The sequence below is a fragment of the Brevundimonas intermedia genome, from assembly GCF_004614235.1.
Classification (GTDB): Bacteria; Pseudomonadota; Alphaproteobacteria; order Caulobacterales; family Caulobacteraceae; genus Brevundimonas; species Brevundimonas intermedia_A.
Genome location: NZ_SPVH01000006.1, coordinates 134,958 through 146,428, shown reverse-complemented (window position 1 = coordinate 146,428; position 11,471 = coordinate 134,958). Strand labels below are relative to the sequence as shown.

The window sequence follows — 11,471 nt, the reverse complement described above, 5'->3', positions numbered from 1 at the left end:
ATTAAGGGGACATGGCGCGCGAAATCGTTCTGGATACCGAGACCACCGGCTTCGACCCCAAGACGGGCGATCGACTGATCGAGGTCGGCTGTATCGAGATTCAGGATCTGCTGCCGACCGGCCGCACCTTCCACCGCTTCGTCAATCCCGAGCGGCTGATCCCGCCCGATGCGATCCGGGTCCACGGCATCACGGACGACAAGGTCAAGGATGCGCCGAAGTTCGCCGAGATCGCCGACGATCTGATCGAATTCATCGGCGACGCGCAGATGATCGCGCACAACGCGGCCTTTGACCGCAACTTCATCGACCATGAGTACAAGCTGTGCGGCCGGCCGATCACGGGCGAGGCGCGCTGGATCGACACGCTGAAACTGGCCCAGACCCGGTTTCCGGGCATGCCCAACTCGCTGGACGCCCTGTGCAAACGCTACAAGGTGTCGCTTGTCGAGCGCACGCTGCACGGCGCCCTGATCGACGCCCGTCTGCTGGCGGAAGTCTATCTGGAACTGCGTGGCGGCAAGGAGCGGGTGCTGGACCTGTCGTCCGGCCCGGTCGGTCGCGGGCCCGGCGGCGCGCTGGAAACCGCCGCCTATGGCCAGCGTCCGCGCCCGTTGGCGCTGCGCTCCACGCCCGAGGAACAGGCGGCCCATGTCGCCTTCCTGGCCAAGGCGCTGAAGGATCGCTCGCTGTGGGAGGCCTACGGCCTGCCGGCGCAGGAAGACGCGGCCTGATTTCTACGAGGCTAAACTCCTCGCGCTCAAGTCGAGAGCGACCGCAGAGCCTGTCCTCGGGCCGATCAAGATCGGACCCGGGGGCGAACATAGCGCGGCGCGTCAGCGCCCCAGGCATCATGCCTGACGGAAGCCCAGCACGTCCTGCATGTCATAGAGGCCGGTCTTGCGTGTTCGCACCCAGGCGGCGGCGGCGACGGCGCCCTTGGCGAACAGGCTGCGATCAATGGCCGAGTGGCTGAGGGTCAGGACCTCGTCCTCGGAGGCGAACAGCACCGTATGTTCGCCGATGATGCCCCCGGCGCGGATGGAGGAGAAACCGATCTTGCCGCTCTCGCGCTCGCCCTGAACCCCGTCATAGGGTTTGGACTGAAGGTCCGCCAGGTCCGAGAACCGGCCCTCGGCGGCCGCCTCGCCTAACATCAGCGCGGTGCCTGACGGCGAATCCACCTTGCGCCGGTGGTGGGCCTCGGTGATCTCGATGTCCCAGTCCTGGGCGTCCAGACGCTGGGCGGCGTGCTGGACCAGGCCGATCAGGATGTTCACGCCCAAGGAGAAGTTTCCGCTCTTCACGATGGCGATCTTCTCGGCGGCCTTCATCAGCTCGGCCTCCTGCTCGGCCGTGAAGCCGGTCGAGCCGATGACCAGGGCCGGACCGCCGCGTTCCGCCGCCGCCTGCGCCAGCGCGACCGAGGCGTCGGGGGTCGAGAAGTCGATGATCACGTCGCACAGCGAGATGTCGGCCGTCTCGCCCCAGTCGAAACGGGCGGCGACGACCACGTCCTCGCGTGCATCCAGCACTTGGGAAACCGCGCGACCCATCCGGCCGCGATAGCCGGAAATGCCGGCGTGGAAGATTGCGCTCAAACCGCGTTCTCTTTCGATCCGTCCGCATCCTGATTGCCCAGGATGTCTGCCCAGAAGCGCTTCGCCTTTCCGGCGAAGCTGGAGTTGCGAGGGTTCTGCCCCTCGCCGAACGACAGGGCAAGCTCTTCCAGCAACTCACGCTGGCGCGCGGTCAGATCGGTGGGCGTCTCGACGAACAGCTCGACCACCAGGTCGCCCCGGTTTCGGCCGTTCAGATGGGGCATGCCCTTGCCCTTGATGCGGACGGTCTTGCCGGTCTGGGCGCCGGCTGGAACGGTGACGGCGGCCCTGCACTTGCCGTCGCAGGCGGCCGACACCAGGCAGGGCGCATCGATCTCGCCACCCAGGGCCGCCACCGTCATCGGCACGGGCACGGTGACCAGCAGGTCCAGATTGTCGCGTTCGAACAGGTCGTGCGGCGTCACGGAGATGAAGACATACAGGTCCCCGCGCGGTCCGCCGCGCTGACCGGCGTCGCCCTCGCCCGACAGGCGGATGCGCGAGCCGTCGTCGACGCCGGCCGGGATCTTGAGGTTCAGGGTGCGGTTCTTGCGGACCTGGCCGTGACCGTGGCAGGTCGTGCAGGGATCGGCGATCATCTGGCCCTGGCCGTGGCAGCGGGGGCAGGTGCGCTCGACCTGGAAGAAGCCGTTGGCCTGGCGCACGCGACCGGCGCCCTGGCAGGTGGTGCAGGTGACGGGCTTGGTGCCCGGCTTGGCGCCGGATCCCTCGCAGGTGTCGCACGTCATGGTCGAGGGAATGTCGATCTCGACGTCCTCGCCCTTGTAGGCCTGCTCCAGGGTGATCTCCAGATCGTAGCGCAGGTCCGAGCCGCGACGCGGTCCGCCCTGTTGTCCCCGGCCCTGCTGACGGCCGCCGAACGCGTCCCCGAACGCATCGCCGAACACCTGCGAGAAGATGTCGTTGATGTCCGAAAAGCCCTGCTGGCCCTGGCCGAAGCCGCCACCTGCGCCGCCGTTCACGCCCGCATGGCCGAACCGGTCGTAGGCGGCCCGCTTCTGCTCGTCCGACAGGACCGTATAGGCCTCGGAGATTTCCTTGAACTGGGCCATCGACTCTTCCGAACCGCCGTTGCGGTCGGGGTGATGGATCATCGCCAGCTTGCGGTAGGCGGCCTTCAGGCCAGGGGCGTCGATCGTGCGTTCGACGCCAAGAACCTCGTAATAATCACGCGCCATCGGGCGTCCGTCCTCATACTTCCCCTGCCGTTCGCCTCGGATCTCTGCAGACCCCGGAGGAAAACGGTGTCCCGGCTGACATGGGGGCCGGGACGAACGATGCAAGTTTCAGAAAAAGGCCCCGCCTATCGCAAGACAAGCGGGGCCGTATCATTTCAGCGCACTGTGGCGGATCAAGCGCTCTTCTTGTCGTCGCCGTCCGTGTCCGAGACTTCCTCGAACTCGGCGTCGACCACGCCGTCGTCGGCGGGGGCGGCGTCACCTTCGCCTGCGCCCTGTTGCTGGGCGTACATGGCCTCGCCCAGTTTCATCGAGGCCTGGACCAGGGTGTTGGTCTTGGCGCGGATGTCTTCGGCGTCCGTGCCTTCGCGTGCGGTCTTCAGCTCGGCCAGGCCGGTCTCGATGGCCGTCTTCTCTTCCGCGCCCACCTTGTCGCCGTGTTCGGCCAGAGCCTTCTCGGTCGAGTTGATCAGGCTGTCGGCGGCGTTCTGGGCCTCGACCAGATCCTTGCGGATCTTGTCGGAGGCGGCGTTGGCCTCGGCTTCCTTGACCATCTTGTCGATGTCGGCGTCCGACAGGCCGCCGTTCGCCTGGATGCGGATCGACTGTTCCTTGTTGGTGGCCTTGTCCTTGGCCGAGACGTTGACGATGCCGTTGGCGTCGATGTCGAAGGCGACCTCGATCTGCGGCATGCCGCGCGGCGACGGTGGGATGCCCATCAGGTCGAACTGACCCAGCATCTTGTTGTCCGACGCCATCGGACGCTCGCCCTGGAAGACCCGGATGGTCACGGCCGACTGGTTGTCGTCGGCGGTCGAGAAGGTCTGGCTCTTCTTGGTCGGGATCGTGGTGTTGCGCTCGATCAGGGGCGTGAAGACGCCGCCCAGGGTCTCGATGCCCAAGGTCAGAGGCGTCACGTCCAGCAGCAGCACGTCCTTGACGTCGCCTTGCAGCACGCCGGCCTGAACGGCGGCGCCCAGGGCCACGACCTCGTCAGGGTTCACGCCCTTGTGCGGCTCCTTGCCGAAGAAGGCCTTCACGGCTTCCACGACCTTGGGCATGCGGGTCATGCCGCCGACCAGCACGACTTCGTCGATGTCCGACGCCTTCAGGCCGGCATCGGCCAGCGCCTTGCGGCACGGCTCGATCGTGCGCTGGACCAGGTCGTCGACCAGGGATTCCAGCTTGGCGCGCGTCAGCTTGATGTTCAGGTGCAGCGGACCGGACGCGTTCATGGTGATGAACGGCAGGTTGACCTCGTACTGGGTCGTGGTCGACAGCTCCTTCTTGGCCTTTTCGGCCTCTTCCTTCAGGCGCTGCAGGGCCAGCTTGTCCTGGCGCAGATCGACGCTCTGCTCCTTCTTGAACTCGTCGGCCAGATAATCGACCAGGCGCAGGTCGAAGTCCTCGCCGCCCAGGAATGTGTCGCCGTTGGTGGATTTCACCTCGAAGACGCCGTCGCCGATTTCCAGGACCGAGACGTCGAAGGTGCCGCCGCCCAGGTCATAGACAGCGATCTTCTGACCGTCGTTCTTTTCAAGGCCATAGGCCAGGGCCGCCGCAGTCGGCTCGTTGATGATGCGCAGCACTTCCAGGCCGGCGATCTTGCCGGCGTCCTTGGTGGCCTGACGCTGGCTGTCGTTGAAATAGGCCGGCACGGTGATGACCGCCTGGGTGACCTTGTCGCCCAGGAAGGCCTCGGCCGATTCCTTCATCTTCTGCAGGATGAAGGCGGAAATCTGCTGGGGGGAATAGTCCTTGCCGAAGGCGCGCACCCAGGCGTCGCCGTTCGGGCCCTTGACGATCTCATAGGGCACCATGCCCTTGTCCTTGGCGACCACCGGATCATCGAAGCTGCGGCCGATCAAGCGCTTGATCGCGAAGAAGGTGTTGGACGGGTTGGTGACGGCCTGGCGCTTGGCGGGCTGACCCACCAGCACTTCTGCGCCGTCCTGCATCGCCACGACCGACGGGGTCGTGCGGTTGCCCTCGGCGTTCTCGATGACCTTGGGGGTCTTGCCGTCCATGGCCGCCACGCAGGAGTTGGTGGTGCCGAGGTCGATGCCGATAATCTTGGCCATGTGCTCTTCAGTCTCTCTCGTTCAGCGGGCGATGCGGCGGCCTTCGAAGAAGCGCCGCGCGTGACCGCCCCCGGTTGGGTTGGCGTGGATCAGGCTGGATAGCCCCAAGTTTCGCGGGGTTTCTCCGAAGCTGGCCCCGATATGGGAAAATCCCCCCCGCCTGCAAGGGCGTTCTGCGATTCAACCCCTTTCGCAGAACGACGAAATTCGAAGATGCGAGGCCCGCGATTGTGCGGCATAAGAATTTTCGTCGCGCTCAGGGGATCGCGATCAAGGAAGGGAGAGGAAACAATGATCAAGACCATGCTCAAGGCAGCGGTCGCCATGGCCGTTCTGATCGGAGCAGGCGCGGCGGCCGCACCGCCGCCCGCGACGGCGCCGACGGTTCAGTCGCGCGACGGTTACGACCGCCACGTCACCATCAAGAACCGCACCGGCTGGACCATGCTGCGCTTCTATGCGTCGGACTCGCGCAAGGACGACTGGGAAGAGGACATCCTGGGCGACGACGTGCTGGAAAACGGGCAGAATGTGCGCATCAATATCGATGACGGCTCGGGCGCCTGCATCTATGACTTCAAGGCCGAGTTCACCAACGGCGAGGAACTGACCCGTTCACGCATCAATGTCTGCGAAATCGGCGAATACAGCTACACCCGCTGAGGTGAAGACCGCTGTCGAGGGCTTTCGGCTGTGGCCGGGAGCGTTCGATGCGGCGGCGCAGGCCGATCTGGTCGCCGAGGTGTTCGCGCGGCTGGATCAGGCCCCGCTCTATCGACCGACCACGCCGGGCGGCCGGCCCTTTTCGGTGCGAATGAGCAATTTCGGGCCGCTGGGCTGGGTCTCGGATCATGGCGGCTATCGCTATCAGGCGACCCATCCCGAAACAAAAAGGCCTTGGCCACAGATCCCGCAGGTTCTGCTGGATTTGTGGGCCGCCACTGTGGGCTGGCCCGCGCCGCCGGACGCCTGTCTGGTCAACCTGTATCGCGAGGGGGCGAAGATGGGCCTGCATCAGGATCGCGACGAGGCCGATCTCGGCGCGCCGGTGCTTTCGGTGTCGCTGGGCGATACGGCCATGTTCCGCATCGGCGCGGCGGAGGGCGGGCGCACCACGACCTTGAAGCTGGAAAGCGGCGACGTCTGCGCCCTGACCGGCCCGGCGCGACTGGCCCGGCACGGGATCGACCGCGTGCTGGAGGGCTCGTCGCGCCTGATCCCCGATGGCGGGCGTCTGAATCTGACCCTGCGCTGCGCGGGGGCTTGAGCCTCAGCCGTCGATCACCTCATGGGCGCCGACATCGCCCAGACGCCAGTAGCCCGCCGCCTTCATCGCCTTCGGATCGAAGCCCATAGCGATCAGGGCCACACGCAAGGCCTTGGCGACTTGGGATTCCGCCGCGATCCACACATAGGCGTCGTCGCGTGAGACCTCGGCCGCCGCTGCAGACGCGGCCTCGATCAGGGTATCGGCCTGTCCGCGAGCGCCTGTCCGCTCGACCCAGATCTGGGTCAGGTCCGCGCGGGTCGTGAAGGCCAGACGCGAGGCCGCGTCTTCGACCTCGACCACCGTCAGGACGCGCACACCGGCAGGCAGCTCCTCCAGCCGACGCGCTATGGCCGGCAGCGCCGTCTCGTCGCCGATCAGCACATGATCGGCATAGTCGGTCGGCACGACGAAGGAGCCGCGCGGCCCGCCGACACCCATGACGCTTCCTACCGTCGCCGCCTCGGCCCACTCCGTCGCCGGTCCGCCATGACCGATGACGAAGTCGATCGTCAGTCGGTTGGTCGCGGGATCATAGGCGCGGGGCGTATAGTCGCGCGCGACCGGCCGGGGCTCGGGAAAGACCGGCCCGTCCGGCCCTGGCGTCGGCAGAACCGCGGCCTCTCCGTCCCGCACGGGAAAGATCTTCACGTGGTCGTCGAACCCGGCGCTGACGAAGCCGGTCAGGTCGTCGCCGCCCAGCACGATCCGTTTCAGCGTCGGAGTCAGGGGCTCGACCTCGACCACCGACAGGGTGCGAAACTTCAGTTCGTGCCGAACGCGGCGGGCTTCACGTACGCTCATGCCTTTTCGACCCTGTCGGCGGCCTCGGCCAGGATGCCGGCGATGGCCTGGACCTGGGCCTCGGTCAGGGCGGTCTCGCCCGTCAGACGGCCGTGGATCGTGTGGCGCAGGCGACCGATGGCGTCCTGAATGGCGGTCGGACGCAGGGCGCGTGCGGCGAACTTGTCCATGGTCGCCTCGGCGGCGCGCAGGATGTCCTCGTTCTCGGCCAGCAGGGCGCGGCCGGGGCCTGTGATTGAATACAGTTTCTTGCCGCCCTGCGCCTCGGATTCCAGCGCGCCCATTTCCTCAAGCAGGGTCAGGCTGGGGTAGATGACGCCGGGGCTGGGCGAATAGGCGCCGCCCAGTCTCGTCTCGACCGCCTTGATCAGTTCGTAGCCGTGGCTGGGCTTCTCAGCGATCAGAGACAGCAGCACCCAGCGAAGCGTGCCGTGATCGAACAGGCGACCACCGCCGCGCCGGCCATGGCCGTGACCGCGTCCCCGCGCCTCGCCCCCTTCCCAGCCGGGACCGAAGTCCGCGCCGCGTCCGCCTCGCATGTCTCTGCCGAAAGCATGGCCGAAGCCGCCATGATGACCGTGTTTTTCGCCGCATCCGTCGCGGCGTCCTTGAAAGATCCCCTTGGACCTCATGATCGATTCCTTTTCGATATATCTATTCATGAGCGATTAGATATATCTGAATGACGAAATCTGCAAGAGGGGGCTGGCGTTCGGGCGCAAGCTGCGGCGTAAATCGGGGATGGACGACCTCAAGCGCCGTTGGGCCCGCCTCGAACCCCACATGACCGTCGTGGGCCCTGACGACGACAGGCCCCGGCCGGCGGTGCTGCTGTTCCACGGCTGCGGCGGCCTGCGCGACCACCTGCCCCGCTACGCCGCGGCGGCCAAGGCCGCAGGTTGGCGGGCCTTCATCGTCGATTCCTATGCTCCCCGCGGCTGGGGGCGGGCCTTCACCCTGACGGCGGTCTGCACCGGCCTCTCATTCCGGGGCTACGAGCGGGCCGGTGACGTGCTGGCGGCGATCCAGGGGATCTCGGCCCGGCCGGATGTGGACGAAACGCAAGTGACCCTCGGCGGCTGGAGCCATGGCGGTTGGTCGATCATGGAAATGATGAGCGCAGAGCCGCTGCCCAACACCATGGGCGTCACGAACCCTGGCGACGCCGACCTTTCGGGAGTCCGCGCCGTCTGGCTGATGTATCCCTATATCGGCCCGTTCGCCTTCAACCGGATGAAGCCCTGGCGGCATTGCCCCAGGGTGCTGGCCGTCACCTGCAAGCGCGATCACCTGACGACGCAGCGCAACGCCGAACAGGTCAACGCCATGATCCGCAACTGCGGAGCCGAGGTCGAGAGCTGGGTCGCCGTCGGCACCCACGCCTTCGACGAGCCGACCAACAACGGCCCGATGCGCCACGACCCGGACTTGACCGAAGAAGCCCTGCGCCGCTTCCGCGCCTTCCTGACCGACGTCGCCCCTCACGTCTGAAAAGAATCTCGAAAGCCTGTCTTGACGTGCGGCCCCTCACGTAACAATTGAAGTTACATGAAAAGAGATTCCCGCCTCTCCAACATCCTGCACGCCCTGCTCCACATGGCCGAGCACGAGACGCGGACCGGGGCGCCCATGACCTCGGACCAGCTTGCCGTCTGCCTGGCGACCAATCCGGTCGTGGTGCGCCGGACCATGGCGGGCCTGCGCGAACAGGGGCTGGTGGCCTCGGAAAAAGGCCATGGCGGCGGCTGGCGGCTGGCCCGGCCGCTGGATCAAGTGACCCTGGGCCAGGTCAACACGGCCTTGGGCGAGCCCGGCCTGTTTCCCGAAACCCCGCCGGTCGAGGCCGACGGCTGCCTGGTCGAGGCGGCGGTCAACGACGCGCTGGGCGAGACCTACGCCGCCGCCCGCGCCCTGCTGGTCGCGCGGTTGAACGACATCACCCTGGCGGATCTGGCGGCGGACTTTTCGCGCCGATTGGCCGCCCATCCAAAGAGAGACCTGTTCCATGCCCATCGCCACGAAGGCTGAACCCATGCCGCACGACGCCCTGATCATCGGCGGCTCCTATGCCGGCCTGTCCGCCGCCCAGCAGCTGGTCCGCGCCCGTCGCCGTGTGTTGGTCATCGACGACGGAAGGCCGCGCAACCGCTTCGCCGCCCGCGCCCATGGCGTCCTGGCCAACGACGGCCGACCGGGTGCGGAGATCACGGCGACGGCGCGGTCCCAGGTCGCGGCCTATCCCACCGCCGCCTTCCGCATGGCCGAGGCGGTCGCGGTCGAGCGGATCGACGGCGGATTCTCGGTCGCCTTCGCCGACGGTACGCGGACTCAGGGTCGCCGGCTTCTGCTGTCGCATGGGGTCGAGGACGTGCTGCCCGATATTCCGGGCGTGAAGGAACGCTGGGGTCGCACCGCCCTGCACTGCCCCTGGTGCCACGGCTACGAGATCGGGGGCGGTCCCATCGGCGTGCTTGGCCGGGGCGACCATGCGGTCCAGTACGCCGCCATCGTCGCGGAATGGGGCCAGGTGACCCTGTTTATGGATCTGGACGTCGGCCTGTCACCCGAGGACGCCCATCTGCTGTACCGGCGCGGCGTGACTATCGAGACCACCCCCATCGCCCGGCTGGAGGGCGAGGCCCCGACCCTGACCGGCGCGCGGCTGACCGACGGGCGGTTCGTGGAGCTGAAGGCCATCTTCGTCGGGGCCAGCGTCCGCGTCGCCAGTCCGTTCGCCGAACATCTGGGCTGCGAGATGACCGACACGCCGATGGGCCGGGTGATCAAGGTGGACGCCATGCAGGCGACGACCCAGCCGGGCGTCTTCGCCGCCGGCGACCTGGCGCGAGCCGCGTCCAACATCACCCTGGCCACATCGGACGGCATGATCGCCGCCCACGGCCTGTTCCGCTCCCTGATCGAGGAGGAGACGGCGGTCGCCGCCTAGCCAATGGTCGCCTCGACCGTGATGGTTGCGCGGACCGAATGGGCCATTTCGCAGTGGTCGTGGGCCTGGTGGTGCAGGGCGTCGATCTCGGTCTGGTCCGGTTCGCGACCGGAGAAGCTGGTGAAGGGGCGCAGCGTCACCTCGGCGAGGTAGCGCTTGCCGTTCTCGTTCTTGCCCATCTTGCCCGAGGCCTCGTCCACATAGCTGTCGACCACTAGGCCGGCGTTGGCGGCGAAGGCCAGGAACCACAGCATGTGACAGCTGGATAGGGAGGCGATCATCGCCTCCTCCGGATCGACCGCCGAGGCGTCGGACATCGGCAAGGGCACGCTGGACGGCGCCGATGACCCCGGCACCACCGCGCCGCCATCGAAGGTCCAGGAATGGGCGCGACTGTAGCGCTTGTCCAGGAAGGGCTGGTCGCCCCGGCTCCACGCAATCTTGGCTTCGTAAACGCCCACTACGCCCTCCAGAAGCCGACGATCTTCTTGACCTCGTCCACCACCGGATCGGCGACGGCGGCGGCGCGTTCGGCCCCGTCCTTCAGCACGCGGTCGATCTCGGCCGGATCGTCCATCAGGCGGCGCATCTCGGCCGTCACGGGCGCCAGCGACGACACCGCCAGGTCCGCCAGCGCCGGCTTGAAGGCGCCGAAGCCCTGGCCGCCGAACTGTTCGATCACCTGTTCGCGGGTCAGGCCGGCCAGGGCGGCGTAGATGGCGACCAGGTTCTTGGCCTCGGGCCGGTCGTTCAGACCGTCCAGGGTTTCCGGCAGCGGTTCGGGATCGGTCTTGGCGCGCTTGATCTTTGACGCGATGGCGTCCGCGTCGTCGGTCAGGTTGATGCGGCTGTTGTCGGACGGGTCCGACTTGGACATCTTGGCCGCCCCGTCGCGCAGGGACATGACGCGCGTCGCCGGCCCCTGGATGATGGGCTCGGGCACGGGGAAATAGCCGGGGACGCCAAAGTCGTTGTTGAACTTGGCGGCGATATCGCGGGTCAGTTCCAGATGCTGTTTCTGATCCTCGCCGACCGGCACCTCGGTCGCCTTGTACAGCAGGATGTCGGCCGCCTGGAGCACGGGATAGGTGTAGAGGCCGACCGAGGCCCGCTCCTTGTGCTTGCCCGACTTCTCCTTGAACTGGGTCATCCGGTCCAGCCAGCCCAGGCGGGCGACGCAGTTGAAGATCCAGGCCAGTTCAGCGTGGGCGCGCACGGCGGATTGCGGGAAGATGATCGATTTCGCCGGGTCCAGGCCCGAGGCCAGATAGGCGGCGGCGATCTCGCGCGTCTGGGCGGCCAGCTTGGCCGGATCCTGCCAGACTGTGATGGCGTGCATGTCGGCGACGAAGACGAAGACGGGCGCGCCTTGGTCCTGCAGTTCGACGAACCGCTTCAGGGCGCCGAGATAGTTGCCCAGGTGAAGCGCGCCGGAAGCCTGGATGCCGGACAGGATGCGGCGCGGGCCGTCGTATGTCGCAACGGCTGGGGTCTGGTCGGTCATGGGGTCGGGTCTCGGAAGGTCGAAAGGCAGGCGTGGTGAAGGCGGCGGCGGTTCAGCCGCGCCATCGC

At 67.0% G+C, this 11,471-nt stretch carries 13 protein-coding genes; 6 read left to right on the top strand and 7 right to left on the bottom strand.

Annotation, left to right across the window (positions count from 1 at the left end):
* The first annotated feature begins 11 nt into the window (after positions 1-11).
* Positions 12-734 (top strand): DNA polymerase III subunit epsilon, encoded by a 723-nt coding sequence (dnaQ, locus tag EGY25_RS07045; RefSeq protein ID WP_135194315.1) that lies wholly within the window; start codon positions 12-14, stop codon positions 732-734.
* Positions 735-851: 117 nt separating this feature from the next.
* Here dnaQ and dapB read toward each other — a convergent pair whose 3' ends face one another.
* The 3 genes from dapB to dnaK form a co-directional block, all read right to left on the bottom strand.
* On the bottom strand, positions 852-1,601 hold the full coding sequence (gene dapB / locus EGY25_RS07040) for a 4-hydroxy-tetrahydrodipicolinate reductase (protein WP_135194314.1): 750 nt from the start codon (positions 1,599-1,601) through the stop codon (positions 852-854).
* Complete coding sequence (gene dnaJ / locus EGY25_RS07035; RefSeq protein ID WP_135194313.1) at positions 1,598-2,800, bottom strand: molecular chaperone DnaJ; 1,203 nt, start codon at positions 2,798-2,800, stop codon at positions 1,598-1,600. Before dnaJ ends, dapB begins: the two co-directional genes overlap by 4 nt.
* Before the next feature lie 173 nt (positions 2,801-2,973).
* Entirely contained in the window at positions 2,974-4,881 is a 1,908-nt protein-coding gene (gene dnaK / locus EGY25_RS07030; RefSeq protein WP_135194312.1) for a molecular chaperone DnaK, read from the bottom strand.
* Positions 4,882-5,172: 291 nt separating this feature from the next.
* On the opposite strand from dnaK, the gene EGY25_RS07025 reads away from it, so the two are divergent.
* Positions 5,173-5,544, top strand: coding sequence for a hypothetical protein (locus EGY25_RS07025; RefSeq protein WP_135194311.1), 372 nt, complete (start codon positions 5,173-5,175; stop codon positions 5,542-5,544).
* Positions 5,507-6,148: an alpha-ketoglutarate-dependent dioxygenase AlkB gene (locus tag EGY25_RS07020; protein ID WP_135194310.1), complete on the top strand. Its 642-nt coding sequence runs from the start codon at positions 5,507-5,509 to the stop codon at positions 6,146-6,148. Before EGY25_RS07025 ends, EGY25_RS07020 begins: the two co-directional genes overlap by 38 nt.
* A 3-nt stretch (positions 6,149-6,151) precedes the next feature.
* Here the strand turns inward: EGY25_RS07020 and EGY25_RS07015 are convergent, their stop codons facing one another.
* On the bottom strand, positions 6,152-6,952 hold the full coding sequence (locus EGY25_RS07015) for a siderophore-interacting protein (RefSeq protein ID WP_135194309.1): 801 nt from the start codon (positions 6,950-6,952) through the stop codon (positions 6,152-6,154).
* The gene (locus EGY25_RS07010; protein ID WP_135194308.1) at positions 6,949-7,584 is read right to left on the bottom strand and encodes a PadR family transcriptional regulator; all 636 of its coding nucleotides are present in this window, start codon (positions 7,582-7,584) and stop codon (positions 6,949-6,951) included. The genes EGY25_RS07015 and EGY25_RS07010 overlap by 4 nt, the downstream gene beginning before the upstream one ends.
* 151 nt (positions 7,585-7,735) lie before the next feature.
* Here EGY25_RS07010 and EGY25_RS07005 point away from each other — a divergent pair, with 151 nt between their 5' ends.
* The 3 genes from EGY25_RS07005 to EGY25_RS06995 are packed head-to-tail and all read left to right on the top strand — an operon-like array spanning position 7,736 to position 9,899.
* A complete protein-coding gene (locus tag EGY25_RS07005; protein ID WP_245159385.1) occupies positions 7,736-8,443 on the top strand; it encodes a dienelactone hydrolase family protein in 708 nt (235 codons plus the stop codon).
* A gap of 57 nt (positions 8,444-8,500) precedes the next feature.
* A complete protein-coding gene (locus tag EGY25_RS07000; RefSeq protein WP_135194306.1) occupies positions 8,501-8,980 on the top strand; it encodes an Rrf2 family transcriptional regulator in 480 nt (159 codons plus the stop codon).
* The gene (locus tag EGY25_RS06995) at positions 8,958-9,899 is read left to right on the top strand and encodes an NAD(P)/FAD-dependent oxidoreductase (RefSeq protein WP_245159384.1); all 942 of its coding nucleotides are present in this window, start codon (positions 8,958-8,960) and stop codon (positions 9,897-9,899) included. Before EGY25_RS07000 ends, EGY25_RS06995 begins: the two co-directional genes overlap by 23 nt.
* On the opposite strand, the gene EGY25_RS06990 is transcribed toward EGY25_RS06995, so the two are convergent.
* Positions 9,896-10,360, bottom strand: coding sequence for an OsmC family protein (locus tag EGY25_RS06990; RefSeq protein WP_135194305.1), 465 nt, complete (start codon positions 10,358-10,360; stop codon positions 9,896-9,898). The genes EGY25_RS06995 and EGY25_RS06990 overlap by 4 nt on opposite strands.
* On the bottom strand, positions 10,360-11,403 hold the full coding sequence (gene trpS, locus EGY25_RS06985; RefSeq protein ID WP_135194304.1) for a tryptophan--tRNA ligase: 1,044 nt from the start codon (positions 11,401-11,403) through the stop codon (positions 10,360-10,362). The genes EGY25_RS06990 and trpS overlap by 1 nt, the downstream gene beginning before the upstream one ends.
* Between the last annotated feature and the right edge of the window lie 68 nt (positions 11,404-11,471).